This is a genomic window from Mycobacterium sp. E2497, from assembly GCF_001668695.1.
Classification (GTDB): domain Bacteria; phylum Actinomycetota; class Actinomycetes; order Mycobacteriales; family Mycobacteriaceae; genus Mycobacterium.
On sequence record NZ_LZKD01000089.1, the window covers coordinates 1 to 26,214 of the forward strand.

21 protein-coding genes, 1 tRNA gene and 1 pseudogene are annotated in these 26,214 nt (G+C 65.6%); 6 read left to right on the forward strand and 17 right to left on the reverse strand.

What is annotated here, in order from left to right; genetic code table 11:
• The coding region (locus A5713_RS06570) for an MlaD family protein (RefSeq protein WP_156751777.1) at window positions 1–287 on the reverse strand (287 nt) is incomplete at its 3' end.
• Window positions 288–558: 271 nt separating this feature from the next.
• The gene (locus tag A5713_RS06575) at window positions 559–1,233 is read right to left on the reverse strand and encodes a TetR/AcrR family transcriptional regulator (protein ID WP_068093801.1); all 675 of its coding nucleotides are present in this window, start codon (window positions 1,231–1,233) and stop codon (window positions 559–561) included.
• 338 nt (window positions 1,234–1,571) lie between these two features.
• Between A5713_RS06575 and A5713_RS06580 the strand changes: the two genes are divergently transcribed.
• The 4 genes from A5713_RS06580 to A5713_RS06595 all read left to right on the forward strand — a co-directional run bounded on the left by A5713_RS06580 (window position 1,572) and on the right by A5713_RS06595 (window position 6,475).
• On the forward strand, window positions 1,572–4,280 hold the full coding sequence (locus A5713_RS06580; RefSeq protein WP_231980262.1) for a LuxR C-terminal-related transcriptional regulator: 2,709 nt from the start codon (window positions 1,572–1,574) through the stop codon (window positions 4,278–4,280).
• Between the two features lie 28 nt (window positions 4,281–4,308).
• Window positions 4,309–4,797, forward strand: coding sequence for a glutathione peroxidase (locus tag A5713_RS06585; protein ID WP_068093803.1), 489 nt, complete (start codon window positions 4,309–4,311; stop codon window positions 4,795–4,797).
• Between the two features lie 305 nt (window positions 4,798–5,102).
• On the forward strand, window positions 5,103–5,534 hold the full coding sequence (locus A5713_RS06590) for a DUF2267 domain-containing protein (RefSeq protein ID WP_067926538.1): 432 nt from the start codon (window positions 5,103–5,105) through the stop codon (window positions 5,532–5,534).
• Between the two features lie 53 nt (window positions 5,535–5,587).
• Window positions 5,588–6,475 (forward strand): universal stress protein, encoded by an 888-nt coding sequence (locus A5713_RS06595; protein ID WP_068093806.1) that lies wholly within the window; start codon window positions 5,588–5,590, stop codon window positions 6,473–6,475.
• 67 nt (window positions 6,476–6,542) lie between these two features.
• On the opposite strand, the gene A5713_RS06600 is transcribed toward A5713_RS06595, so the two are convergent.
• From A5713_RS06600 to A5713_RS06610, 3 genes are all read right to left on the reverse strand, one after another.
• Window positions 6,543–6,616, reverse strand: a tRNA-Met gene (locus A5713_RS06600).
• A gap of 271 nt (window positions 6,617–6,887) precedes the next feature.
• Window positions 6,888–7,928 (reverse strand): methyltransferase, encoded by a 1,041-nt coding sequence (locus A5713_RS06605; protein WP_156751778.1) that lies wholly within the window; start codon window positions 7,926–7,928, stop codon window positions 6,888–6,890.
• A 46-nt stretch (window positions 7,929–7,974) separates the two neighbouring features.
• A complete protein-coding gene (locus A5713_RS06610; RefSeq protein ID WP_068093812.1) occupies window positions 7,975–8,685 on the reverse strand; it encodes a nitroreductase family protein in 711 nt (236 codons plus the stop codon).
• Between the two features lie 251 nt (window positions 8,686–8,936).
• Here A5713_RS06610 and A5713_RS06615 point away from each other — a divergent pair, with 251 nt between their 5' ends.
• A complete protein-coding gene (locus tag A5713_RS06615; protein ID WP_197500997.1) occupies window positions 8,937–9,623 on the forward strand; it encodes a helix-turn-helix domain-containing protein in 687 nt (228 codons plus the stop codon).
• A gap of 28 nt (window positions 9,624–9,651) precedes the next feature.
• Here the strand turns inward: A5713_RS06615 and A5713_RS06620 are convergent, their stop codons facing one another.
• The 9 genes and pseudogenes from A5713_RS06620 to A5713_RS27370 all read right to left on the reverse strand — a co-directional run.
• Window positions 9,652–11,277, reverse strand: coding sequence for a GMC family oxidoreductase (locus tag A5713_RS06620; RefSeq protein ID WP_082972813.1), 1,626 nt, complete (start codon window positions 11,275–11,277; stop codon window positions 9,652–9,654).
• 378 nt (window positions 11,278–11,655) lie between these two features.
• Window positions 11,656–12,429, reverse strand: coding sequence for an SDR family NAD(P)-dependent oxidoreductase (locus A5713_RS06625; RefSeq protein WP_082972814.1), 774 nt, complete (start codon window positions 12,427–12,429; stop codon window positions 11,656–11,658).
• Between the two features lie 28 nt (window positions 12,430–12,457).
• Entirely contained in the window at window positions 12,458–13,471 is a 1,014-nt protein-coding gene (locus A5713_RS06630) for an LLM class flavin-dependent oxidoreductase (protein ID WP_068093818.1), read from the reverse strand.
• Window positions 13,468–14,091 (reverse strand): DsbA family protein, encoded by a 624-nt coding sequence (locus A5713_RS06635; RefSeq protein WP_068093820.1) that lies wholly within the window; start codon window positions 14,089–14,091, stop codon window positions 13,468–13,470. Before A5713_RS06635 ends, A5713_RS06630 begins: the two co-directional genes overlap by 4 nt.
• Window positions 14,091–14,900 carry an alpha/beta hydrolase gene (locus A5713_RS06640; RefSeq protein ID WP_231980264.1) on the reverse strand — a complete coding sequence of 270 codons (810 nt, stop codon included), beginning with the start codon at window positions 14,898–14,900 and terminating at the stop codon, window positions 14,091–14,093. Before A5713_RS06640 ends, A5713_RS06635 begins: the two co-directional genes overlap by 1 nt.
• Before the next feature lie 155 nt (window positions 14,901–15,055).
• Window positions 15,056–16,648 carry a UbiD family decarboxylase gene (locus tag A5713_RS06645; protein WP_068093823.1) on the reverse strand — a complete coding sequence of 531 codons (1,593 nt, stop codon included), beginning with the start codon at window positions 16,646–16,648 and terminating at the stop codon, window positions 15,056–15,058.
• Between the two features lie 35 nt (window positions 16,649–16,683).
• A complete protein-coding gene (locus A5713_RS06650) occupies window positions 16,684–17,313 on the reverse strand; it encodes a UbiX family flavin prenyltransferase (RefSeq protein ID WP_082972815.1) in 630 nt (209 codons plus the stop codon).
• Between the two features lie 313 nt (window positions 17,314–17,626).
• On the reverse strand, window positions 17,627–18,028 hold the full coding sequence (locus tag A5713_RS27365) for a hypothetical protein (RefSeq protein WP_156751779.1): 402 nt from the start codon (window positions 18,026–18,028) through the stop codon (window positions 17,627–17,629).
• A gap of 22 nt (window positions 18,029–18,050) precedes the next feature.
• Window positions 18,051–18,492, reverse strand: a pseudogene (locus tag A5713_RS27370) (HD domain-containing protein); the annotation flags it as partial.
• Window positions 18,493–18,664: 172 nt separating this feature from the next.
• On the opposite strand from A5713_RS27370, the gene A5713_RS06665 reads away from it, so the two are divergent.
• On the forward strand, window positions 18,665–19,609 hold the full coding sequence (locus A5713_RS06665) for a GlxA family transcriptional regulator (protein WP_068093827.1): 945 nt from the start codon (window positions 18,665–18,667) through the stop codon (window positions 19,607–19,609).
• 37 nt (window positions 19,610–19,646) lie between these two features.
• Here the strand turns inward: A5713_RS06665 and A5713_RS06670 are convergent, their stop codons facing one another.
• The 3 genes from A5713_RS06670 to A5713_RS06680 form a co-directional block, all read right to left on the reverse strand.
• Window positions 19,647–20,552 (reverse strand): SDR family NAD(P)-dependent oxidoreductase, encoded by a 906-nt coding sequence (locus A5713_RS06670; RefSeq protein WP_068093835.1) that lies wholly within the window; start codon window positions 20,550–20,552, stop codon window positions 19,647–19,649.
• 108 nt (window positions 20,553–20,660) lie between these two features.
• Window positions 20,661–23,423: a LuxR family transcriptional regulator gene (locus A5713_RS06675; RefSeq protein ID WP_255398348.1), complete on the reverse strand. Its 2,763-nt coding sequence runs from the start codon at window positions 23,421–23,423 to the stop codon at window positions 20,661–20,663.
• Between the two features lie 63 nt (window positions 23,424–23,486).
• On the reverse strand, window positions 23,487–26,198 hold the full coding sequence (locus A5713_RS06680) for an AAA family ATPase (RefSeq protein WP_197516314.1): 2,712 nt from the start codon (window positions 26,196–26,198) through the stop codon (window positions 23,487–23,489).
• Window positions 26,199–26,214: the final 16 nt, after the last annotated feature.

Sequence of the window (26,214 nt, forward strand, 5' to 3'; positions counted from 1 at the left end):
ACCTCCAGGGTGAACTTGGCGGCCGGCTTGCCATCGCGCACCGTCTCGGCGATGTTGCCCACCCGGCCGATCTCCACGCCGTTGTAGGTGACCTTCGAACCCGGATCCATCACCAGCCCGGCCCGCGACGCCAACATCGTCAACTCGGTCTTCGGTGTGAAGCCGCCGCGGAACTGCACGTAGACCAGGGTGAAGACGAGGGCCAGGATTACCAGCACGGCGACGGCGATCCACCGGTACGGCGGGAGCCGCTGGGAATTGATCTGGACCGGGGAAGACGTGGTCACCAGCGCCCCTCACCTCTGCGCCGCGTCCCGGTGCCGCGGCGGAACCTCCCCCTGTCAGGGGCTCTGTACACACATGCAATAACGAAGACCACAGGAATGTACCTTGGCGGCCGCTCTTGATGCGAACCGCCGTTCGCAGAATCACAGTCCGGCCGAGGCCGGATCAGCGCGCCGGCGGCCGAACGGGAAAATGGCTTTGCACCAATCCAATCGGCAAGCGGCTCGCGAGCCCGTCAAAGATCAGTGGCCGCCGGGACGGGAACCCGATCGTCTAACCGGCGGCGCTCTCGCGAGGGAAAACCGGGGTCTTCTGCACCGCGAGCGCCGTCCGACGCCGCAGGAATTGCTGAAAATAGTCGCTGCGATCGGGCTGCAGGATTCCGTTCAGCAGCAGGGTCCAGCACTTCTGCAAGTCGTGCAAGAACCGCTCCGGCTCGTCCAGACTGCTCGCTTTGCGCAGCCCCATGTGGAGGGACAACATCATTCGCCCCACGTCCTCGGGGGCACAGCCTTCGGCGATGTCGCCCTCACCGATGGCCTGCTCGACGACCGCCGCCAAGTCCTCGATCCATTGGTCGAACAGATCCTGATGCGGTCCGTCCGATTGACCCACCGACTCGACCAGGTTCAGCGCCGCCCGGAACCGATCCGACTTGATGTCTTGGACCGCCACCAGAAACGAGAAGTCGATCAGGGTCTCCAAACCGGAAAGACCCCGGGTCAGCAGGTCTTGCACGGCGGCCGTCACCGCGGTGGTCTGCTCGTCGATGACCGCGAGCGCCAACGCGTGTTTCGACTTGAAATGGAAATACAGCGCGCCTTTGGTCAATTGGGCCTGGGCGAGAATGTCGTCGAGGCCGACCTCGTGATAGGACCGCCGCGCGAACTGATGCGAGGCCGCCCGAATGATCTGTCGGCGGGTCGCATCGGCGGAGGGGCTCGCCATGGCTAGGGCGTTCGCCCGGGCGATGCCGCGGACGGCGGAGATGCGCCCGCGGGTGCCGTACGGGGTGCGGGTTCGTCGACGGTGGTGGTCATGGCGTCGTGTGGTTCGTCACGACAGTCGCCTCCCCGCGCCGGTAAAAGCCAAGCGATCCAACGGTAACCGCTCGAGCGGCGGTTTGGCGTCACCTCCACCCGTACTTCTCCTCCGGCTACCCGAATGGGTGGCGGAGTCTGCGCAGACGCCGGTGCGGCCCGGGTCACTACACTGAGCGCTACGTGAGGGCCCGGGCTTGAGGCGAGGCGATGGGGATGGCTACGGGAGCGCAACCGAGGCAGGTCGTGGCTACCAGGGTGCAATCCCCCGCCTACGACGACGGGTTGGTCGCCCGCGCGCGGCTCATCGAGCTGCTGCGGTCCGGCCGCGCCAAGCGGCTGGCGTTGATCCACGCCCCGGCCGGGTTCGGCAAGACGACCCTGGCCGTGCAATGGCAGCGGGCGCTCCAGGCCGACGGGGTGCCGGTGGCGTGGCTCAGCCTGGACCGCGACGACAACGACGTGGTGTCCTTCCTGGCGCATCTCATCGAGGCGGTTCGGCGCGTCGAACCGTCGCTGGCCGCCAACCTGAGCGAGCTCCTCGAACAGCACACCGGCAACGCCCGGCGTTACGTGCTGGCCGAACTCGTCAACCGGATCGCCGAATACCGCCGACCGTTGGCGGTCGTGTTGGACGACTGGCACCTGATCGAGAACGTCGACACCGCAGGGGCATTGGAGTTCCTCTGCGACGTCGGGTCCGACAATCTGCACCTGATCATCACCAGCCGGACCCGTGCGCCGGCCGTGGCCAAGCTGAAGGTGCGCAACCAGGTCATCGAAATCGACAGCGCGCAGCTGCGCTTCGACCGCGAAGAGTCCGCGGCATTCTTCGGCCTGAATGCCCTGGGGCTCAACGACGAGGACGTGCGCCGACTGTGGTCGAGCACCGACGGCTGGGTCGCCGCCCTGCAACTGGCGACGCTGTCGCTACGGGACAGCGAAGATCCCTCGGCGCTGATCGCCGGCTTCTCCGGCCGGCACAGTTCCATCGGTGACTACCTGGCCCAGAACGTGCTCAACGCGTTACCGGCCGACCTGCTCCGGGTCCTGCTGACCACCGCGATCTGCGATCGCCTCTGCGGCGAACTCGCTTCGGCGCTCACCGGTCAGCCGCGAGGGCAGTCGATCCTCGAAGAACTCGAGCGCCGCAACATGTTCCTGCGGCCCCTCGACGACAACCGCGAGTGGTTTCGCTACCACCATCTGTTCGCCGACTACCTGCGCCGGCGACTGGAATGCGATCATCCCGAATGGGTAGTCGACCTGCACCGCACCGCGTCGGCCTGGTTCGCCGAGCGTGGCCTGCTCGGCGAGGCGGTGACGCACGCGATGGCCGCAGGTGATGCCGCCGGGGCGGTGGAACTGGTGGAACGCCAAGCCATGTCCCTGGTCGAACACAGCCGGATGGCCACCCTGCTCGGGCTGGTCAACAAGCTGCCGAAGACGTCGCTGGCCGGCAGGCCCAACCTGCAGATCGCCATCGCGTGGGCCCACTGCCTGCTGCACCGGGCCCCGGAGGTGCAGGTGGCGCTGAACCACGTTCGCTCCGCCCTGGCCCCGGCAACCGATGACGTCAGCGCGGGCATACTCGGCGAGGCCGACGTGGTGCAGGCCTGCACCGACGTGTACGGCGATCGCATCGACCGCGCCGCCGCCCTCGTCGCGCCCTACCTGGTGGAGAACCCGCCATACCGGCCATTTCTGGTGGCCGTGTCCGCCAACATCGCCACCTTCGTCGACATCCATACCTTCGCCTATCAGAGCGCCCAGGCACGCCAGCGATGGGCCAACGCCTTTCACGAGACCGCGGGCGGCCCCTTCGCCGGCGTGTACGGGCGATGCTTCGCGGGCCTGGCCGCGTTCGCCCAACTCGACCTGACGACCGCCGAGAACCGCTACACGGAAGCCCTTGTGCTGGCCCGCAACGAAGCCGGCCCACATTCGCACGCGGCCCGGCTGGCGGGTGCGCTGCTGGGCAGGCTGCATTACGAACGCGGTGAAATCGACACGGCCGAACGGCTGTTGGAACGGTGCCACGAGCTGGGCGCCGAGAGCGGTGTCGTCGACTTCATGATCGCGACCTACGGCACACTGGCCCGCATCAAGGTCCTGCGCGGGGACATCGATGACGCGATCTGCGTGCTGGACGAGGGATACATTGCGGCCCAACACCTTTGTCTGCCCAGGCTGTCGGCCGCGCTCGACTACGAGTGCGTGCGTCTGCACCTCGCCTTAGGCGACACCCCCCGCGCGCAACACACCCTCGACCGCCGGGGCGGCGGCACACCGGACGGGGTGGACGGCATCGGCATGGCCACCCGGCACTACCGGCTCGGCATGCAGGCGCAAATCTGCTGTGCCGGAGGCGACTACGGCGCAGCCCACGATCTGCTGTCCCGGATGCATCACGAAAGCGCCGCCGCCGGATGGCGTTACGCCGCGGCCGTCAGCACCATCGAACTGGCCCGGGTGCTTTGCCTGACCGGTGACACCGAAGCCGCGGCCGAAACGCTGGCGCCCGTGCTGCTCCTCGGCGCGGAGGCCGGACTGCTGCGCACCATCGTCGACGCGGGGCCGGAGATCCTGAAAATCGTCGGCGCTCTTCGCGATGCCAGTCGCACCCGCCACTGGCCAGCCACGCTTCCCCAGGTCCCGCCCGAGTATCTCTCGCGATTGTTGGCCACCGCCCACGCCGACGCGAAGAACGCGGCCATCCCCGTCATCGCCCGCGCCGATGACCGCGCCCCGACGCCCGAGGAACCGCTGAACGCTCGCGAACTCGAGGTACTGCGGCTCCTGGACCGCGGCCTGTCGAACAAGCAGATCGCCCGGAATCTGGGGGTCACCATCAACACGGTCAAGTGGTATCTCAAGGGCATCTACATCAAGCTGGGCGCCACCAGGCGCGGGGAATCGGTCTCTGAGGCCAGGCGACGAGGGCTGCTGCCCTAATCGGTCGCATTGCGTTAGCGTCGTCGGCGTGACCCTCAACGACATCGCACTGACCACCCTCGATGGCCGGCCGACCACGCTGGCCGAATTGTCCGACGGCGCAACGCTGGTCGTGAATGTAGCCTCCAAGTGCGGACTGACCCCGCAGTACACGGCGCTGGAGAAGCTGGCGAAGGACTATGGTGACCGCGGCCTGACGGTCGTCGGCGTCCCCTGCAACCAGTTCATGGGCCAGGAACCGGGCACGGCCGAGGAGATCCGGGAGTTCTGCTCGACGACATACGGGGTGACGTTCCCGCTGCTGGCGAAGACCGACGTCAACGGCGATGACCGCCACCCGCTCTACGCCGAGCTGACGAAAGCCGCCGATGCCGCCGGCCAGGCCGGAGACATCCAGTGGAACTTCGAGAAGTTTCTCATCTCGCCCGGCGGTGAGGTGGTCCGCCGGTTCCGCCCCCGCACCGAGCCCGACGCCCCCGAAGTCATCAGCGCCATCGAGGCCGTGCTGCCCCGTTAGACGGCGGCACGAACCTCCGAGGTCGGTGCGGCTAGCCGTCGGCGGGCTCGCTGATTGATTCTCGCCGTCCCGATGCACAAAACCGATCGAAACCGGCTCCGTTTCGCCCCCGCAGATCGGGCAACGATGCTCGAGTGGCCGAAAGTCCTCCGTCGTGGAGTACATCGCCCCTTCTTTGCTTCGGTCGCACCGGAGCAATCTGGGAGCATTCAACATCGACCGTGGGAGGTCATCATGTCAGGAGGCACCGTCGCTCGCGTCAACATGCTGGTCACATTCGTCCTCGACTAGAGCCGGAGGCAACCATGTCAACGAAGACCAAGGTCACCGCGCTCGATCACGCAATCGATTCCGCGCACACCTGGATCAACGATGTCGCGAAGGAGTTCGAGACCGAGGATCGCGAGTTCGCCTACCGAGTCCTGCGGGCCTGGCTACATACCCTGCGTGATCGGCTCACTGTAGAGGCGAGCGCTCATTTTGCGGCACAGCTCCCCGACTTGATCAGGGGAATTTTCTACCAGGGATGGAACCCCGATGCCGTACCCGACAAGTACGACGCCCACGCTTACACCATCCGGTTCGCGCGCGAGGCGAATATCGCCCCCGACGACGTTCGCAAAGCCGCTGCAGCCACGACCGCGGCCGCCTTGCACCATCTGCCGGTCGCCCAGATCGACAAGGCCCTGGGTCAGCTCCCCATAGAAGTTCGCAAGATACTGCAACCCCAGCACTGAACTTCGCGCGTCATGCAATTTCTCATCGCCTAACGACAGATACGGGGAAAAGAATGCCGGGGCACGAAACCCATCGTGGCATCTTGGTCGGCGTTGACGGATCAGCCTCGTCGATGGCGGCGGTCGACTGGGCGGCTCGCGATGCTGCGATACGCAATGTTCCGCTCACACTCATGCACGTCATCGCACCGGTCGTCCCGGCGGTCGCGCCGTGGCCGGCGATTCCGATTCCTCAAGACCATTTCGAGCGGCAGGACGCCAAGGCACGGCAAATCCTCGAAGACGCGCGCAAGGTGGTCGCCGATAGCACCGCCGACCACGGCCCGCCGTTCGTGTACAGCGTGGTGGTACGTGGCCCGACCGTTTCGACGCTCGTCAACGAATCCAAGATCGCGGACATGATGGTCGTGGGCTACCGGGGCGAAGGCGCGTTCAGCCGGGTCCCGTTCGGCTCGGCCAGCACCGGCCTGGTCAACTATGCGCACTGCCCGGTCGCGGTCGTCCACGATGAGGCGCCGCCACGTCCGCAGGCACCGGTGCTGGTGGGAATCGATGGCTCGGCCGCATCAAAACAGGCGGCGGAGATCGCCTTTCATGAGGCTTCTCGCCGGGGCGTGGAGTTGGTGGCACTGCACGCGTGGTCGGACGTCAGCGTGTCGGAAGTGCCGGGTCTGGATCTCGAGATGATGAAAGTGCAGGCGCAACAGGCGCTCGCCGAGTGGCTCGCCGGATTTCAGGAGCGCTACCCCGATGTGCCGGTGCGACGCGTGGTGGTCTGCGATCAGCCGGCTCGTCAACTGATCGAGCACTCGGAGTCCGCACAACTCGTGGTCGTCGGCAGTCACGGTCGCGGCGGATTCGCCGGCATGCTGCTGGGCTCGGTGAGCGCGGCCGTCGCGCATGCGGCGCAATCGGTGGTGATCGTCTCTCGCGAGTCGTAGCGGCGCAGGTTCACCCCCTGTTGACACGAAGACGGCCCCGGAGTCTCCTCCGGGGCCGTCTCGCTAGTAGCGGGGACAGGATTCGAACCTGCGACCTCTGGGTTATGAGCCCAGCGAGCTACCGAGCTGCTCCACCCCGCGTTGGTAAATGACAGGTTACCGAACTCGCGTCGCGCCAGCCAAATCGCGGCCTGACCAGCTCGTTTTTCAGCGCCGAACGCGCGTCAGTTCGCCGAGTCGCGCCGACTCAAGCGCGGGCTTTCAGTCACACGTCAGGTTAGCCGCGGACAGCTGAAATGAATCTCGCGAGTTCGCATGCGATGTCGGGACCTGAGGGTTCGATGATGATCTCGGTGGCACCTGCTTGTGACCATTTCCGGTCGCCGTGACGTAGCGAATCGCCGGGCTGGCTCTAGATTGCGCGTGCCTCGACGATGCTGAAGTCCGTTCCGGTGGCGATCACTCGAGTCATTTCGAATCCGGCTTGGTCAAGCAGTCGGCGGTACTCGGCTGCGGTTCTTTCTTGCCCGTCATTGACCAGCAACATCTCGATATCGGTGACCTTGCCGATGACGTCACCGTGGTGCTCCGGGATTATGGCCTCGACGAGCAGCAACGATGCGTCGGTGGCCGCCGCCCTTCTCACGTTGTGCAGGACGCGTAAGGCGGCCTCGTCGGGCCAGTCGTGGATTATCTGCTTGAGCACGTACACATCGCCCCCGGCGGGGACCTCGTCGAAGAACGAGCCTTCGACGAGCCGAACCCGATGCGTCACATCGAACTTCCGCAACAGGGATGGCGCGTCCGCTACCACGTCCGGGAGGTCGAACAGGACGCCCTGCGCATTCGGTGCCGATTTCAGGATGGCAGCGAGCAGACGGCCGTGGCCGCCCGCGATATCGACGATCGTGCGGTATGGCGTGAAGTCGTACGCCTCGACGAGCGGTCCGTCTATATACGCCGACAATCCCGTCATCGCTTCGTTGAAAATCGCGCTGAATTCGGGCTCGTCGCGCAGATAGGCGAAGAAGTCTTGACCGCGTAGCGTGGTGACCGGCGATGTCCCGGTCCTGATGGCCCGCGTCAGCAGGCTCCAGTGTTCACGGTGCTGCGGTGCACCCACGAATCGGGCCAGGGCCGCCACAGATACCGGGGCGTCCGAGCGCAGCGTGTCTGCTCGGGGAGTCAGCTCATAGCGACCGTCGTCGCGTTGAGCGAATATCCCCTTGCCGATCAGTGCCCGCAGAGCCCGGCGCAAGGCGTCCGGATGGGCTCCCACTCTGTTGGCGAGTTCATCGAGTTGCAATGGCCCGTCGGCGAGCGCATCCGCCACTCCCAGGTCGGCCACCGCGGTGATCGTCTGCGATACCCACGCCCCGAGCAGTAACTCCTGCATCGCCCGTGCCGGGGAAGACGTAAATTGGTCGAAGGACGGTGCCTCAGAAATTCTCATGCGATCTCCTCAGTTCGGTTGCCGCGAAAGACGAAAACGTCGGGACTCAGTGGATGCTGCCCAGCTGCAGTTTGGCCTCGAAGGGCTGCCCATCACGCTTGGGCCACAGTGGTTGCGGGACTTCGGCGCCGAAAGGTGCGTCCCAGTGGTTGCGTGAAGAAACCTCATGCACCGGATAACGGTTGGTCGCAACTCCCCATCGGCCAAGCGGATAGCCGAGGGCCACCATGGCCGACATCGTCCACCCCTGGTCGGCCGGCACGCCCAATATGTCGTTGACCTCGTCCGGGAAGTAGCGCAGCAGCGTTGTCATGGCGCCGCCGACGCCTTCGGCGCGGGCGGCGAGCAACGCGCTCCAGATGGCCGGGAAGATGTTTGCGCCGCCATGGTCGTCGATTGCGAAAACGAAGAGCAGCAAAGGGACTTCGTCGAAGTGATCGGCCAGGTAGTCCCCGGATCGGATGACCTGCCGCAGAGTGTCGGCGTAGACGGCGCGATCCCGGCCCGGCGCCTGCACAGCCATTCTCCCGGTCCTGAACTCTTCGTGCTCGATCTCGTTGGCACGCCGATACAACTCGCCCAACGCGTGTTTGAGCGCCGGCTCATCGACAACGAGGAAATGCCAGCGCTGCGTGTTGCCGCCGCTGGGCGCGCGGATCGCCGCATCAAGGATGCGTACCTGAGTATCCAGGGGAACCGGATCCGGCCGCATCCGCCGCATTGTTCTGGTGGTGTAGAGCGCTTCATAGATATCCATTGACCGCCTCCTCTCTGAAGAGCTCCCGCCGACGCGCTATTTCCCCGACGGCGAAAACGATGTTTCGAGGATGATCCTGACCCTCCGCACCGAAACGACCGAACGGTTGTTCCGATGACCGGAACGGCTCAGCGCAGCGCGATATACCGCTGTACGACAGCAACTCTGAAAGATCACGCGCAGCGTTTCGGCAGCGGGCCATGGCGTCTATCGGGTCCGCATTCGGATCGAGGATTAGCTATCATCGTCCAGTGGGATCGGAAAGTTTTGATGATTTCTCGGCCGATGGATTATTCAGATCGGTCGAACCGGGATCTGTGCCCACCAGTGCGGTGCACAGCGCCTTTGCGCTACTCCGAGCGCTCGGCCGGATTCAACAGCACCCGGTCGGGGTTACACGACTCGCCTCGGAGACGGGTATCCCCAAAACCACGGTGCACAGGCTACTTCAGCAGCTCGAACAAGAGAACGTCGTGCAGCGTGAGAACCGAAGGTGGACCTTCGCCGCGGGCCTGCATGAATTGGACCGCCGGCGCCACGACCTGGCCGCCGTGGCACAACCCCGGATGCGATTCATGTCGCTGGCCACTAAGGCGTCAATATTTCTGTACGACGCACCGGGGAACCGATTGAGAGCCATGTGCCGCGCGTATGGGTCGGGCGTTTCCGGCGTCTTGAGCCCCTCACAGCAGTCCTTGGGCGCCGAGAGCCCGGAATCCGCTGCCTCTCAAGCGCTTTACCGCGGGCACATGGCATCCGAGTACGGGACGGTACACCCAGAGTGCTCGTGCATTGCCACTCCGTTTGCGCTTCCCTCGGGAGAGCCCGGGATCGTCGCTTTGGCTCTTCCCATGCGAAAAGACCTCGAATCATTCAGGCGGCCGCTGGACCGCGTCGCCAAACTCATCCAGTCCGACATGCATCGCATGGTGTCCTGAGACAGCCGGCTCCCGCGGCGCCCCGGCGTCACAGGTGGTGCCGTTCTCGGATGCATTCCGCGGCCCGTTCACCGATAACGACGCAGGGGGCCATCGTGTTGCCAGACGTGACGCGCGGCATGACGGAAGCGTCTGCCACTCGCAGACTTTCCAAGCCGTGCACCCGAAGATCACTGTCCACCACCGAAAGTGGGTCTTCGCCTAATTTGGCTGTCCCAGAGGTGTGCCAGTAAGGAACCACCCCATCTCTGACGAACCTTCTAAGATCGTCACCTTTGAGGTTCCCTGGCAAGACTTCATTTTTGATAAATGGCCGAAGCGCGGACGAATTCCCTAGGTCCCGCAGGAACTCCACGCACGAGACCGCGAGCTCGAAATCATCGGGGTGCGACAGTGAGTTGAGGTGCACGCGGACTGGGTCTTCGGGCCCGGGGCCGCTCAAGCGGATGAATCCACGACTGCTGGGGTGGGTGAGCGAGCCGCACAGTGTCCAGCATGACGCCGGCAGTTCACCGAAGCGGGCGATATTCTCCGGGCTCGCTAACGGCACCGCCGCCTGACAGCAGAATAGATCCGGGGCGTCCAAATCGGGATCGCTCGTCCAGAACAGCTGTGCTTCGCCCTGGTTTGTCGATTCGAACGGTTGCGCAAACTCGTAATTGACCGGTAAGCATGCATGGTCCTGGAGGTTCTTGCCGACGCCGGGCAGGTGTTGGCGAACCTCGATGCCGAACTCGCGCATCTCAGCAGCGTCCCCGATACCAGACTGCATCAACACCTTCGGCGTATTGATCGCTCCCAGCGAAAGCACAACTTCTCCGCGTGCCGCGACATGCTGCAGTTTTCCATCGCGGCGTACCTCGACACCGGTGACTCGGTTCCCTTCGATGGAAAGCCGGGTGACCGAGGTTTCGGTAAGGACGGTCAGATTCGGGTTACTCAAGATGGGATAGACATAGGAGCGGAAGATCGAATGGCGCCGGCCGTCAACAATGATGACATCGCATAGGGCCGCGCCGCGGTCGTATTCCATCATCCTGCCGTTGGGATGCGCGAAGGTGGGCAGACCCATTGCCCTGGCGGCCTCGAGCGTCGTCGGGCCGAGACCATCGGGGCTCGTGGCCGGTTGCACTCCGACAGGTCCCCCACTACCCCGATATCGGGGATCGGGGGCGCCCAACCAGTCTTCGATACGCCGATAAATATCGACGACCGCGCTATAGCTCCAAGCAGGGTCCTTGGCCTCGGCGGCGAAGAAATCCCAGTCCGCCCGATGGCCGCGCGACCACGCCATCACGTTGATGCTCGATCCTCCACCGAGAACCTTGCCCATAGACATCGGCAGCGCGCGATTGTTGATGTGGGGATTGGGCTCGCTTCGATGTCCCCAGTCGCGTTCGGATCCCAAATTTGTCGGCCACAGGGCAGGCACCATCACGGAAGGAGTCGCGTCGTGAGTGCCGGCTTCGAGGAGAAGCACTGATATGTCCGGGTTTTCGGCGATCCTCCTGGCGACCACCGAGCCCGATGATCCAGACCCGCACACGATGAAGTCGTATTCGGGTGCCAGCGTCGAATGTGCCAGCCGCCGCACGTCTCCGTGCGCCACCGCTTCGGGATCATCAAATGCCCGGTGCCGCAATGATTTCGTCATTAATGACCACCTTTCGGAGAATTTGATTTCTGGGATGCCCGATCCACTGCAAACCGTTGTGGTTAGCCGACTCCAAGACGAGGTCGTTCAGGCCAACGACATAGCTATGAATACGCAAAAGGTCGCCGTGGATCCAATAGGTGTTCCGAAGGACGGAACAAGTGTCGAACGCCAACGGAAACGCATCACACCCGCGCTTCACACCGCGCAACGCGTTAGCGAACTCTCCGGCCAAGCTGGACATCTGTGCCGGGCAAGCCCTCGCGGCCCGCTATTCGGGCCGGCCGCTGTTGAGGATGACGTCGACGATGCTGCAGCGCGCGAGGTCGGATCTAAGGGGTTCGTGGCGTCGTTGAAAGCGCGGAGGATGTCAGCATCCTAGTGGTCTGTAACACTGGTAGATGGGCAAGGCATGTGTCCTTCCGACGCACGTGTCGAGGGAGTAACTTTGTCCTGCAAGCGGATTGGCCCCACAAACAACGTATTCAGTTCCATGCCACCGTCGATGGAAATGTCCTGCGCGGTGATGTACCCGGCGCGATCACTGACGAGGAAGGCGACCAGATCGGCGACCTCCTCGGGGCGCCCGAACCGGCCGCTCGGCAGTGCCGCACAGATACGTTCTTGGTCCGCCGCGGGGAGGGTCATCGCTTTGGGCGTGGCGATGACGCCCGGCAGAACTGAATTGGCGGTGATTCCAAGGGAACAGTTCTCCATCGCGATGGTGCGAATCATGCCGTGCAGTCCAGCTTTCGATGCGGCGTAGGCGACTTTGCCTAACGCCCCATTGCGTCCCGCGACGCTCGAAATCGCGACAATGCGACCAAAACCACGTTCTCGCATGCCCGAGAGACATGCTTGAATGACCCGAAAAGCGCCCGTCAGGTTTACGTCGATGTCTCGCGACCACTTTTCGGCCGACATCGAATGCGCGGGAGCGTAGGTGTCGACGACGCCCGCGACCGCCACGCAGATGTCGACGTCGCTGCCGAGCCAATCGGGTATCGGGTCAGCGGTCAGATCCAGCACGGCATCTGCTGGGCCGACGATGTCCGTCGTTCGTACCTCGATGCCGTCGGTTCGCAGCCGCTGGCAGATCGCCGACCCAATTCCCCCGTTTGCGCCTGTAACAACCGCGCGTCGATCGGTCATACCGCCTCCTACTGGCCAGTGCGATCAGCTACCCGACAGAGCTACCGTGGACGGCCACGATGAATCTGTCGAGTTCGCGTGGAATGTCGGGACCCGAGGGCTCGATGACGATCTCGGTGGCGCCGGCTTGGGCCATTGCGGCCACGGCCTTTCCGACAGTCTCGGCGGTTCCGCTCAGGGTGACCGAGGGGACCGAGGCGCAACCTCCGGCACGCCAACCGGCCAGGTCGGCGTCGTTCATCTCGACCATGGTGCCCTGGTGAATGTGCAGGTGGCGCAGGCGCTGAGGGACCTTCTCGATTACATCTAGCCAGGCGGAGCCTCCGGGCATCCCGCGCACTGCGTCGGCGCCCTTGGTGACATAGATGAAGTGATATGCCGCGGCCCACGGGGCGCCGACCACTGATCGGACGCGTTCGCCGGCCAAGTCCTCCCCTTCGTCGAGGACGGTACCCATGGTGGCTACCACCGCGCGAGTAAAGTCGCTCTGACCGGGCACGACGTCGAACATGGAGATCAGCCCGTCGGCGCCGAGCCGCTTGGCGACGCCGGCACCCTTGGGTCCGGTTGCCGCCACCAGCAACGGGATTCGCAGGGGCAGTGCGTCGGCTTGCGCCGAGGTCAGCATCAACTTGATGGCCGCGCCTTCCCAGTCGGTCGCCTCTCCTGCCAACAGCGCCTGGTAGGCACGGATATAGCACTCCATGTAGGACCATCGGATCGGCGGCTGGCCGATGGCCGCGCGGCTGGAGAACCCGGTGCCGAAAGAGGTCACAATCCGCCCCGCCGCCCGTCGATGCAGTGAGACGGTCGCGGCGGCGTTGACCAACGGGTGACGCTGCGTCGGAATCAATACCGCGGGACCCAGCTCGATCGTCGTGGTCCGCTCCGCCGCACGGTGCAGGCCGAGCCAGACGTCATCGCCTCCGAACGGGGTGTCGTAGAGATAGGCCCGGCGATAGCCCAGTTTCTCCGCCGCGACAATGTGCTCAGCCGACTCGAATGACGGTGGCAGCGCGACACTTACATCGATCGCGGTCATTGGTTGCTCCTCTCCAATCGCGCTCGCTGAGCCAACGCATCGTGGGCAATGCGCTCAAATTCCGACACGGGCACTAGCCCGGCTACCAACCTGCCGCCGAGCAGCCACGCCGGTGTGCCGCAGACGCCGCACTGCTGCCCGGTCCGTTCCAACAAATCGACAGCGGCGTAGGCAGTGCCGTCGGCGAGCGCGGTGTGCAGTGCGCCCGGGTCCACGCCGGCCTTTACCGCGTGTCGGTCGATGACCTGTTGATCCTCGATGTCTTCACCGAGAGCGAAGTGCGCCTGGTACAACCCCCGCTGGAGCTCGTCGAAGGCGGCCGGCTGATTGCGGCGAACCCATTCGGCGGCGGCTAAAGCACTCCTGCTGTTGGGGATTCGATCCGGCCAGTTCAGCACCAGTCCCTCCGCTGCCGCCTCCCGCTCGAGCATCTCGGACCTCGGCCCACGACGGGGACCGATAACGAGACCGCCGGCCGGGATGTCGGGATGCGCCTGGAATGGCAGTGAGATGACCTCGAGGCCGGCCTCCACCAGGAGGGCGGACCTCGACTGCCCGATGTAGCAGAACGGGCATATGAAGTCGTACCAGTGCAGTACCGGCCTCGGCGCGTCACTCATCAGTTCCTCACTGGCGGAGACGCTTTCAAAGATCCCCGCAGCACGTCGATCGCTTGTGTGATCGCTGCGGTCGCCGCAGCGGTTTCGCGCAGGGAGTTCAGCATCATGAAGTCATGAATCGTGGCGTTGTAGCGGACGCTGGTGCAATGCACCCCGGCGGCGGTCAGCTTGCGGGCATAGGCCTCTCCTTCGTCGCGCAGGACGTCGCATTCGTCCACGACGACGAACGCCTCAGGCAGTCCGGCGAGTTCGCCGACGCCGGCCCTGAGCGGTGAGGCGAGGACGTCGTCGCGCCGATCCAGATCGGGCAGATACGCATCCCAGAACCAGGCCATGGCCTTGGCAGTCAGGTGCGGACCTTCGGCGAAATCACGGTAACTCGGGGTGCTTTGCGAGGCGTCGGTCACCGGGTAGTACAACGACTGGTGAACGAAGGTGACGTCGCCGCGCCGGCGGGCCAGCAAGGCCAACGCGGCGGCCAAATTGCCGCCGGCCGAGTCACCGGCGACCGCCACGCGGGTGCCGTCGACACCGGCACCCGAGCCGTTTCGCTGGATCCAGCGCGCGGCCGCGTAGGCCTGCTCGAGCGCGACCGGATAGCGGGCCTCCGGTGCGCGATCATATTCGACGAACACGACGGCGGCGTGCACGCCCACACAAAGCTCACGCACCAGGCGGTCATGGGTCGCGGCGCTGCCGAGCACCCATCCGCCACCGTGCAGGTATAGCACGGCAGGTAGAAGGCCTTTCGCCCCAACCGGTTTGACGAGGCGGACGTGCACCTGGGCGCCACCGGCCCCGACGGTCATCCATGCACTGTCGACGTCGGGCTTGGCGGCCGGAGACGACTGGATATCCTCCAGCCCGTCGCGCGCTTCGGTTGGCGTCAGTTCGTAGACCGGTGGCGCGTGGGCCGCCGTTGCTGCGAATTCGGCGGCCGCCGGCTCGAGGGCGGAATCTGATATCACACTTCCGGCATCCGTTTGCTCAGTTTCTGCAGCGTCAGCATTTCGCGCCCACGATCGTCGAGGTAGGGGATGCCGATCCCGTATTCCTTCCAGCGGCTTGCGATTTTGGACTCGAGCTCGGGTGTGAGCCTGTCGGTCGGCGGGAAGCGACGCCCACCCCACTCCGGGCGCGGGTCGACCTCCCAGCTTCGGGTGGCGTCGATAAGTACCCGGGTCCATTGGCCGGCGCCGTATTTGTTGGTGTCATTCAACGCCGGTGGTGTCGACGGATCGAGCGATGAGCCCAGACCCGGGCCGAAGAATGCGATATCACCGAGGCCGGCGTTGACCCGGTATGACATGGCCCAGTCCAGCGCGACCGGGTCGTGGAGGTCGATGTCCTCCTCAACGACCATGACGTTCTTGTGAAACCACACCGATCCGCCTGTCCCCCACAGCGCCGAGGCGATCTGCTGCGCGTGGCCCCGGTAGCGCTTCTGGATCTGCACCAGAGTGTTTTGGCCGTTTGTCACCTCAGTCATCCACAGGTCGGTGATGCCGCCGATCCCGAGGTCGTCGAGCACGTTCCAGGTGATCGCCGACCGCGCGAAGTTGACGATGCTGTCTTCGTTGAAGCATCCCGGCCGTATCCCTTCCAGGGTGCCGCGCAGCACCGGATCGTTGCGGTGGGTGATCCGGGTGACCCGCAGCACCGGCGCCGGTGCCGCGCCACCAATGAAGCCGGGGTACTCGGCGAAGGGACCCTCGACGACGAAGGTCGAGGGGTCGGGATCGATGAAGCCCTCGACGACGATTTCCGCGGTCGCCGGGACGTGCAACGGCACCGTTTCGCAGGCCACCAGGTCAACCGGGCGCCCGAGCAGGGCACCCATCATGTCCCATTCGCAGATGTTCTTCGGAAACGGGCTCCCGGCGCAGAACCCCAGCACGTCGTGCCACCCGTACACGACGGCGACCGGCATCGGCTCCGGCTTGTACTCCTCCATGTGGCCGCCCCAACCCTGACTGGGCACCAGGAGCTTGGCGATCTTGTCACGGTCGACGATCTGGCCCCGGTAGCAACCGACGTTGTCGCGCCCCGTCACCTTGTCCTCGGTGACCACACCGCAGAACGTGTCGATGTAGCGACCACCGTCCTCGCCGTGCCACTTGGGGACCGGAAGCTCCAACAAATTGATGTCGTCGCCCTCGAGGATGTTCTCCTTGACCGGGCCGGTATCGACCACGCGCGGCGGAATCGGTTTCTTGAACGCCTCCCGGAGGTGACGCACGATCGCCGAGTCACTGGTGCCTTCGGGCAGCCCCAGCATCAGCTGCACCTGACGCCGGCTGCCCAGTGCCGACGTCAAAAGCTTTGTGCACCGAGTGTTCTCATGGCCAATGATGTTCTCGAACAGCAGTGCCGGGCCGCCGAGGGCAAGGTTGGCGCGGGTGATCGCCCCGATCTCCTCATCCCAGTCGACGGGGGCCGTGATGCGGCGTAGCTGGCCCGCGGCTTCGAGGGTGGCCAACCAGCTGCGCTGATCTGGCCCCGATTCTTGGGCGCTGGAAACGTTGATGGTTTCAGGAAGGCTTGTCGTCGTGGTCATTTCGTTCTCCTCACAGGGTTTTGGAGGCTGTTCTTCTATCGGCCGTTTGTGACGAGCCAGTCATCGGATTCCGCGAGGTTTCCGTGCCCATTCACCCCAACCGGCGGTGGACCTTCCTTCCAGCGTTTGATCAGGCAGTGCTCGATCCTCAGTTGATCGATGACCCGCCCGACCACCTGGTTCGTCACCTCGTCGACCGAGGTGGGCTTGGTGTAATAGGCCACCATCGGCGGGAAGATCACGGCACCGGCGCGCGCCAGGTAATGCATGTTCTCCAGGTGGATCTCGCTCAAGGGAGCCTCCCGCGCGACCAGGACCAGCCTGCGCCGCTCCTTGAGCGTCACGTCGGCGGCACGAGTGATCAGGTTGTCGCTGAAGCCAATCCGGATGGCGCTCAACGTCTTCATGCTGCACGGGCACACCACCATGCCATCGGTGCGGAACGACCCGCTGGAAATGCCCGCGGCAAGATCACGGGCGCTGTACACGTGTGAGGCCAGTGCCCGCACCTCGTCGACGCCGGTGTTCGTCTCCATCTTGATCGTCGCCCGTGCCCAGTCGCTGAGAATCAGGTGTGTCTCGACCCCCAGCTGCCCAAGTACTTCCAGCAGACGGATGCCCAGGGCGGCACCCGTCGCTCCGGTCATAGCGACCACTAAGCGCATCGCCGTCCTCCTCTCAGCCGGTCGCCCGGATCTGCTCGAATGCGCACCGAAGCGACGATTCGGCTGCTCATCGCGTGTCCTTCCACCAGTCATTGACCAGCTTGCGGCGCATCGAGCCGACATCGCATCCGCCGGTGGCTAGCCATGGCAGGTAATTTGGGTGCAGCGGTGAGCTGTCGACGAACCATGCCGAGAACCCGAACTATCGATGCGACTATCCGGAGTCGCGGCAGCTCGAACGTGATCGTCATGCCGATAACAGCGCACACGACCAGCAGTGGTGCCTGCTCTCCGCCGCGGTCGGCATCCGCGGTCATAGCTCCTGCTGCCTTCGATTTGTCGGATGCGGGGCCGGACTCATGTGGCCGTTGTTGGCCGCCTCCACCATCAGGTCGGTCAGAGCCTGGAGCATCGACAGCAAAGGCGTGTGGTCGGCGGGCAAGCGACGCGTCTGGGTCGCCCTCGCCGCGATGACATCCTGGTCGGCGACCGCCCTGTCCTTCTCGCAGACGATGTACGTGGATGGCACGGCATGCCAGGCCGCGGCGGTCAGTACCTCGGTGACCGCGAAGCTGCTGAACGGCCTCATCCGGGCGATTGCGCGATCCGCATCTTCCGCCGGCAGATTAGTGAACAAAATCTCGTGGGTGTTGTGAGTCGTCGTGGTGTCGCCCTCAACGTTCCACCAGCGGACGGCGCCGCTCAGTTGTATCAAGGGCTCGCCGATGTCGAGCTGAAAGCACGTCCGCATTGACGGTGCCGAAGGTGGTGTGCGGGCGATGCGTCATGCCGTCGTTGAAGGCTGCCAAGATCCGTGCGTGGATCGGCGGCGGTGACGGCAAGGGCTTCGGGAGGGAGGTCTTCGCGGCAGATGCCCAGGACGTCGGGCTCGACACCTGCTGTGAACACGGCGATTTCGGGTTCGAGGAACTCGGGGATCCCCGGAGTGGTGTGCAGGGCGATGCTCAGCCACACCTTTTCGGTGTCGGCTTTGTCAACGCCGCGTCGCACCAGGAAGTCTCGCGCCGCGTCGGCGCCGTTCACTTCGAAGCGAAGGGTCGAGGTGCGGCCGGGCTGGGTAAGGCCCACATCGTGAAACATCGCGCCGGCGTACAGAAGCTCCAGCTCTGGCCGCGGTCCGCGGCGGTGGCCCTGCAGTGCAACGAACAGGAAGGCCATGATCTTTTCTCGTCTCCTTGAGCGATCCTTCTGGCAAGTTTCCGGGTTCCTCGGCCACCCCGGCGCTGGAATTCGCGCCGTCCTTCCCACAGAATGCGACACGGTTGGCTTGAACTTGACGCCGCCGACGCGACACGATGAGCGGGTGGTCGGCATCAGCGCAATACCCCGCGTGGTGGTGATCGTCGTCTTCGACGGCGTAAAGCTGTTGGACACGGCAGGGCCCGCGGAGGTCTTCGTCGAAGCCAACCGGTTCGGCGCGAACTATTCGCTGGAGATCGCGTCGGTGGATGGGAACGACGTCACCACTTCGATAGGGACGCGGTTCGCCGTCACCCGGAGCATTTCGTCCATCGAGTCCGCCGATACGGTCCTGGTCGCCGGCGGAGACAATCTGGTCGGGCGGCCGATCGATCTCGCGCTCGTCGAGGCGCTCAAAACGGTGCCGGCCCGGACGCGGCGGCTGGCATCCGTATGCACGGGCTCGTTCATCCTGGCGCAGGCGGGGCTGCTCAGCGGCCGTCGCGCCACGACGCATTGGCGGCATACCGGACGCTTGGCCCGAGCCTTTCCCGATGTCGGGGTCGAACCGGATGCGATCTTTGTCCGCGACGGCGACGTGTTTACCTCCGCGGGCGTGTCGTCGGGAATCGACCTCGCGTTAGCGTTGGTCGAACTCGATTACGGCCCGGAGTTGGTCCGTGAAGTCGCGCGCGCGTTGGTGGTATACCTCAAACGCGCTGGCGGACAGTCGCAGTTCTCGGTCATGATCGAGGCCGATCCGCCGCCGGATTCCCCCCTGCGAGCGGTCACCGACGCAATCAACGCCGACCCCGGGGCCGACCACAGCGTGAAAAGGCTTGCGGCCCGGGCATCTCTGAGCACACGTCAACTGACCCGACTGTTTCAGTCGGACCTCGGATTGACGCCGGCGCGCTACGTCGAGTTGGTGCGAATCGACTTCGCGCGCACGGCACTCGAAGCCGGTCGCACCATCGCCGAGGCCGCAGACCTGGCAGGGTTTGGCAGTACGGAGACATTGAGACGGGTGTTTCTCAATCATCTGGGCATCACCCCCAAGGCCTACCGAGACAGATTCCGCACGGCCTGCACCTGAAAACTCCTCTGCTGCAAGGTGATCAAGGACGCACTCGTTACCTACCCCAACCGGCCGGTTTCAGCAGGTCCGACAATCCGACGCGATGCAACATCTCGGCCCTGAGCCGGTCGAGCAAGGCGAAGCCGACATCGGCACCATCGTTGGCCGGGTCGATGTGGACTCGAAACGGACGCTTCCCAAATGCGGTGTCGACCACGTTGACCACTGCGTCGGCAACCGTGGACACGTCGGCTCCGTGCGCCCCGATCACGGCGAGGGCCTCCTGGACCCGGGTTCCTAAACCCGCGTAGGGTCCGGCCTCGTACTGGCCCACAATCACGCGGTCTGCGGGTGAGCCGGCATCGGTGAAGTGGTTGGTCCCGCTCGTGAATGCGCCGGGAACGATGATGGAGGTCTCTATGCCCCATCGGGTTAACTCACATGCATAGGCCACCGCGAGCGAGTCCATCGCGGCCTTCGCCGCGAAATATGGCGCCAGATACGGTGGCATGCCCCCCGCGGAACTGCTGCTGGACACCCATACCAGAAGACCCTGGCGCTGTCGTCGCATGTGCGGCAGCACCGCGCGGTTGACTCGCTGTGTCCCCACAACGTTGACGTCATAGAGTTCGGCCAGCTGTTCCGGCGTAAAGGCCTCGGCCGGCCCGAATGCCATGTGTCCCGCGTTGTGTATCACCACGTCGATACGGCCGTTGGCGACGAAAATCCTTTCGATCGCTGCGTCCACCGAAGGCTGCGACTGCACGTCCATTTCCACGGTCCACAGCTCAACCCCGTTGTCCTTCGCGAAGCAGCCGATCGCTTCGATCTGGGATGCATTGCGGCCGTTGATGTCTTGCATCGACGCATAGACCGTGTGGCCCGCCAGCGCCAATGCCTCGGAGCCCAGCCGACCGAAGCCACTCGCTGCGCCGGTCACCACGATCACGTCCTGACCCATCGAAGCAGCTCCCGTCCCGCTGGTCTTGTGCGTCTTGTGCGTCAATGAGATCCTGGCGCCAACGGGCCGGCAATCGCATCCGCCGGTGGCTAGTCGACCACTTCTCCGCTAGGTCAAGGCATTGTCGAGCTGGCTTCGGGAGGTGATACCGAGCTTGGCGAAGACCTTGCGCAGGTGGTACTGGACCGTTTTGGCGCTGATAAACAGCCGGGCTCCGATCTCGGGGTTAGACAGCCCTTCGCGGGCCAGACGGGCTATCTGGGTCTCTTGGGCGGTCAGTTCAACGGTGCTCGTGATGGCTGTGCGCTTGCGGGCGGTTGCACCGATGGCATCCAGTTCGCGCCGCGCCCGCTCCGCGAACCCCGCCATACCCATGGTCTCCAGCATGTGGTGAGCGGTGTGCAGCTGCTCGCGCGCGTCGACGCGTCGGCGTTCCCGGGCGAGCCATTCGCCGTAGATCAGGTGCGCTCGGGCGAGCTCGGTGCGGACACGGCTTTTCCCGAAGTGCGTGATCGCCGCCCGGTAGAGGCGCTCGGCGTTCTCCCCCTCCGCCATCAGTGCGCGCGAGCGCTTTTCCACCCCGAGCGCCCAGTCGGTGCCACTGGCGGCGGTCATCTCGGCCAGCCAACGAATAGCGACGGTCGCGGTCTCGGTCATCCCGCCACGTACGGCCGCCTCCACGAGCTCCGCCGCGGCCCAGTTCGCAATGCCCGGGTATCGCACATCGGGGTACTCCTGATGGTAGAGAGCCAGCTGGGCAGCGGCCATCGCCTCCGGGTAATCGCCAAAGCCGTTGTGCAACACTGCCCTTGTCCACTCGGCGCAGGCCACCCCGATGCCTTCGCCTCGCTTGGACACCTCCATGTTGGTGGCCTCGATCAGGGCGGACGCCTGCGCTTTCCTGCCGCGCATCGCCGCGAGGCGCATCGCGGTGTAGGGCGCGAGATTGCTCCCCGTCGCCTCCGTGACCGTGGATTGCTCGTCGATCAACGTGCTCGCGGCGGTCAGGTCACCGACCCACAACAGCATCATGGCCCTCGTGCTCAGGGCGAGCGGCAGCTCGTTCAGGGCGCCGACCTTGCGCGCGAGCTGGAGGTAGCGGACCGATAGTGCGTCCCAGCGCGCGTCATCCCACAGGTGCAGGGCCGCTAGGTTGATGAGCCACATCCAGCGCAGTTCCTCGTCCGCCGACATGCCGGCGCCGAACGCCGTCAGCGCGTCCCGCAGGCCGGGCACCGCTGCGGCGTACCCCTCGACGAAGTTGACCGCCAGGCCGTCGAGAAGGACGTCGGGCGCGCGGTGGCCGCGCGGTGGTTGCGGGGCCGCGGCTGCGGCTCGAGCCACTTCGAGAACCCCGCCGCCGCGGCTGGCCAGGCGGCCGGCGAACGCCGCGGCGTTGATGGCGTCGAGGTAGGTCTCCCGGGCGAGGCCGGCCTCGATCGGCTCGAATCGCCTGGCGGCCATCAGCAGCAGGCGTGGAGCGTCGCCGCCCCGGCTCGTGGCGAACGCGACTTGAGCCCGCAGCAGGTCGACGCGCGCCCGTTGCAGATCGTCGAGCGGCCCAGCTTTCGCCATCGCCAGCAGGGCCGCCGCCGCATCGAAGGCGCCCGCCTGCACCTTGGTGTGTGCCGCGGCGAGCGCCCGCCCGGCCCGCAGCCCCGGATCGAGCGTCAACCGCGCGGCGCGTTCGAGGAACGCCGCCGCCGCGGCAAGCCCACCCCGCGCCCGTACCTGGTCGGCGCAGTGCTCCAGCTCCTCGGCGATCTCCTCGTCCGGGCCGGGAGCGGCCTCGGCGAGGTGCCAAACCCGGCGGTCGCGATCGAGTGTCGGATGGGTAACTGCCGCGAGTGCGCCGTGGACCACTCGGCGCTCGGCCGGCGACGCCGACCAGTAGGTCGCTGAGCGAGCCAAGGGGTGCCGGAAACGCACCTGGGTGCCGATCTCGGCCAGACCCGCGTCGGCGGCCTCGGCCGCAGCCGAGGCCGCGACGCCAAGCCGCTCCGCGGCACTCCAGACCAGTGCCGGGTCGCCGGTGGGATCGGCCGCTGCGAGCAGAAGCAGGAGTTGGGCGTCGGCGGGCAATGCGGCGTGGCGACGGCGGAAGCTCTCCTCGACGGCACCGGCAAGGGGCGCCGCTGCCGGCAGCCCGAAACCCCCGGCCAGTTCTGCCGAGGTCATGCGGCGAGGCAGCTCCATCAAGGCCAGCGGGTTGCCGCGCGTCTCAGCGACGATTTGATCGCGCACCCGCCCGTCCAACGACCCCGGCAATGCCGAGTCCAGGAGCGCACGCGCGTCTCCTTTCGGCAGACCGCTGACGACCAGCTCCGGCAGGCCGGCCAATTCCACCCCGGGCACTCGGGTCGCGAAGACAACGCCAACCGCTTCCGCGCCGAGGCGGCGGGCGACGAACGCAAAGATCTGCGACGAGGCGCGGTCCAGCCACTGCTGATCGTCGATCAGGCACAGCAGCGGCTGTTCCTCGGCCACGTCCGACAGCAAGCTCAGGACGGACAGGCCGAGAAGGAACTGGTCCGGCGCCGACCCGGTGCTCATGCCGAATGCGGTCTCCAGGGCTTCTCGCTGCGGCGCTGGTAGGCGCGCCAGTCGATCGAGCATGGGCGCGCAGAGCTGGTGCAACCCGGCGAACGCCAGCTCCATCTCCGACTGAATCCCGGCGGCGTGCACAACCTTGCAGCCCGACGCCTGCCCGGCCAGGTACTCCAAGAGCGCCGTTTTGCCGACACCCGCCTCACCATGCACCACCAGGGCCCGGCTCTCACCGTCGCACACCGCGGCCACCAGTCGACCGAGAGCACCACACTCGGCGTGGCGACCTATCAGCCTCAACTCCGTGCCCTCGCACCGCGACACAGAACCAACGCTATCCGAGCCTCCAGCCCACTGCACACAGCGCGGTTACCCGTCGACGGCGAATCAAAGGACGCGATCGAGCTGGCTGCGTGAACTGATGTCCAGCTTCGTAAACACTTGCCGCAGGTGGTGTTGAACGGTCCGAGCGCTGATGAATAGCCGCGCGCCGATCTCGGGGTTCGACAGCCCGTCGCGGGCCAACCGCGCGATCTGGGCTTCCTGCGCTGTCAGCTGTTCTCCATCGGCGGAAGCTGTCGTGCGTTTGCGCGCGGTCTCCCCCGTGGCCTGCAGCTCGCGGCCGGCCCGCTCGGCGAAAGCCTCCATTCCCATGGCGTCGAGCATGCCGTGCGCGATTCGCAGCTGCGCCCGAGCATCGGTGCGACGGCGCTCGCGACGCAACCATTCGCCGTACAGCAGATGAGCGCGGGCAAGTTCCGCACGAATGCGGGTGCGCCCGAGCCGCGCGATCGCGTCTAGGTACTGGCGCTCGGCCTCGGCACCATCGGAAAGCAGCGCGCGCGAACGTGCTTGGACACCCAGCGCCCAATCGGTTCCGCAGGCATCCGTCATCTCCGTAAGGCGAGCAAGGGCGTCGGTCGCGATGTCGGCCCTGCCGCAGCGCATCGCTGCCTCGACGAGCTCGACCAGGCACCACGGCGATGCGCCCAGGTCCGCTGGATGTTTGACCGCGCAGTGCGCTGCGGCCATCGCCACCTTGTAGTTTCCAATTCCATTGTTGAGCACCGCTTCCGCGCGCTCGCCTACGGCTAACCCGATACCTTCACCGCGGCGCGTAACGTCTTTCGTCGTCGATTCGACGAGCGCAGACACCTCGGCCCGGTCGCCGCGAAATGCGGCCTGCAGCAGGGCGCCGTAAGGCGCGAGCCCGGCGCCGGTCGCCTCGGTCACCACCCGCACTTCCTGCACAAGCGCCTCCGCGGCCGTCAGTTCCCCGGCGAATTGAAGCAATATCGCTCGCATGCTCAAAGCGAGCGGCAGTTCCGTCAACACGCCGGTGGTGCGGGCGACCTCGACGTGCCTCTCCGAGAGCAGCTCCCAGCTCTTGTCATCCCAGAGGTCCAGCGCGGCGATGCTAGCCAGCCAAAAAATGCGCAGCGCCTCGCCCGACGACGCGAGGGCGGCACTGACCGCGCGGCGCAAGATCGGCACCGCCACCGCGTACCGGTCGGTGAAGCGTGCGACGTAGCCGTCGAGCAGCAAGTCGGACGGTCGCGGCATCGGCGGCCGCGGCGATGCCGCGGCGGCGCGGGCCACGTCCACGACCCCGCAATCGGCCGCCAACCGACCGGAGAACATCGCCGCCGACGTTGCTTCCAGATACGTTGCGCGCGAAAGCGCTAAGTTGATTCGTTCGAGCTGTTTGGCGGCCTTCAGCAGCAGCGGCGGCGCATCACTGCCGCGGTTGGTGACGAAGGCCAACTGAGCGCGGACCAGGTCGACGCGTGCACGCTGGAAGTCGTTCAAGGGCCCGGCCTCGGCCCGAGCAATCAAGTCCAGCGCAGCGTCGAATGCCCCGGCTTCGACCTTGGCCGCCGCGGCGTCGAGCGCCCGCTGTGCTCGCTGGGCCGGGTCGACGGTTAAAACCGTGGCGCGCTCAAGAAAGGCCGCCGCGGCGGCCACGCCGCCACGCGCGCGCGCCCGATCGGCGGAACGAAGCAGCTCGGCCGCTACGTGCTCGTCCGGCTTGGCCGTGGCGTGAGCCAGATGCCAGGCGCATCGGTCTGGATCCGACCCCGGATCCGTGACACCGGCGAGGGCCCGGTGGACCCGTTGTCGTCGCAACAGCGACGCCGAGTGGTAAGCCGCCGAACGGGCTAGCGGGTGCCGGAACCACAGCCGCGCGCCGAGCTCCACCAGGCCGGCATCGACCGCGGGCGTTGCGGCGTCGGTGCCGATCCCCAGCTGTGCCGCGGCCGGCCAAATCAACGCCGGATCACCGGTCGGCTCCGCGGCCACAACAAGCAACAGCTCGCGGGTCGGATCTGGCATGGCACTGATGCGCCGACGAAAGCTTTCCTCGACGGTTCCGGAAAGCCTTGCGGCCCTGGGCAGTCCGAATCCGCCCGCCAGTTCCTGGTTACTCAGTCCGCGCGGCAGCTCCACCAATGCCAGTGGATTGCCGTGTGTCTCGGCGACGATCTGATCGCGCACCTTCGCATCCAACGGCCCGGTCAGCACCGTGTCCAAAAGCGCACGGGCCTCAGGATCCGCCAGACCACCCACCGCGAGGTGTGGCAACCCGGCGAGATCACGGCTCGGAACTCGCGCGGCAAAGACCAATCCGACGGATTCCGCGAGCAGACGCCGAGCCACGAACGAAAGCACCTGAGCGGACGCACGGTCAAGCCACTGCTCGTCATCGACCAGGCAGACCAACGGCCGCTCGTCCGCCGCCTCGGAGAGCATGCTCAAAAATGCCAATCCGACCAGAAACCGGTCCGGTGGCGGTCCGGCGATAATGCCGAACGCCGTCTGCAGCGCCTCACGCTGCGGCCCGGGAAGGCGCTCGAGGTGGTCGAGCAGCGGCCCGCACAGTTGATGCAGCGCAGCGAAGGCCAGTTCCATCTCGGACTGGACACCGGCCGCACGTATCACACTGCAGCGTGAAGCCTTCGCCTCCAGGTAGTCCAGTAGCGCGGACTTTCCAACACCCGCTTCGCCGTAGATCAGCAGCGCGCGGCTCTCCCCGGCGGATATCGCCTGGACAAGCTGGTCGAGAACCGCCGTTTCGGCTTGCCGGCCGATAAGCTCCACGACTCCGCTTACCCCG

Excerpts from the sequence above, each read along its gene's own strand:
- A5713_RS06575 (WP_068093801.1), bottom strand. The coding sequence starts at position 1,233 with ATGGCGAGCCCCTCCGCCGATGCGACCCGCCGACAGATCATTCGGGCG.
- A5713_RS06590 (WP_067926538.1), top strand. The coding sequence starts at position 5,103 with ATGTCAACGAAGACCAAGGTCACCGCGCTCGATCACGCAATCGATTCC.
- A5713_RS06595 (WP_068093806.1), top strand. The coding sequence starts at position 5,588 with ATGCCGGGGCACGAAACCCATCGTGGCATCTTGGTCGGCGTTGACGGA.
- A5713_RS06605 (WP_156751778.1), bottom strand. The coding sequence starts at position 7,928 with ATGAGAATTTCTGAGGCACCGTCCTTCGACCAATTTACGTCTTCCCCG.
- A5713_RS06610 (WP_068093812.1), bottom strand. The coding sequence starts at position 8,685 with ATGGATATCTATGAAGCGCTCTACACCACCAGAACAATGCGGCGGATG.
- A5713_RS06620 (WP_082972813.1), bottom strand. The coding sequence starts at position 11,277 with ATGACGAAATCATTGCGGCACCGGGCATTTGATGATCCCGAAGCGGTG.
- A5713_RS06625 (WP_082972814.1), bottom strand. The coding sequence starts at position 12,429 with ATGACCGATCGACGCGCGGTTGTTACAGGCGCAAACGGGGGAATTGGG.
- A5713_RS06630 (WP_068093818.1), bottom strand. The coding sequence starts at position 13,471 with ATGACCGCGATCGATGTAAGTGTCGCGCTGCCACCGTCATTCGAGTCG.
- A5713_RS06635 (WP_068093820.1), bottom strand. The coding sequence starts at position 14,091 with ATGAGTGACGCGCCGAGGCCGGTACTGCACTGGTACGACTTCATATGC.
- A5713_RS06640 (WP_231980264.1), bottom strand. The coding sequence starts at position 14,900 with ATGACCGTCGGGGCCGGTGGCGCCCAGGTGCACGTCCGCCTCGTCAAA.
- A5713_RS06645 (WP_068093823.1), bottom strand. The coding sequence starts at position 16,648 with ATGACCACGACGACAAGCCTTCCTGAAACCATCAACGTTTCCAGCGCC.
- A5713_RS06650 (WP_082972815.1), bottom strand. The coding sequence starts at position 17,313 with ATGCGCTTAGTGGTCGCTATGACCGGAGCGACGGGTGCCGCCCTGGGC.
- A5713_RS06670 (WP_068093835.1), bottom strand. The coding sequence starts at position 20,552 with ATGGGTCAGGACGTGATCGTGGTGACCGGCGCAGCGAGTGGCTTCGGT.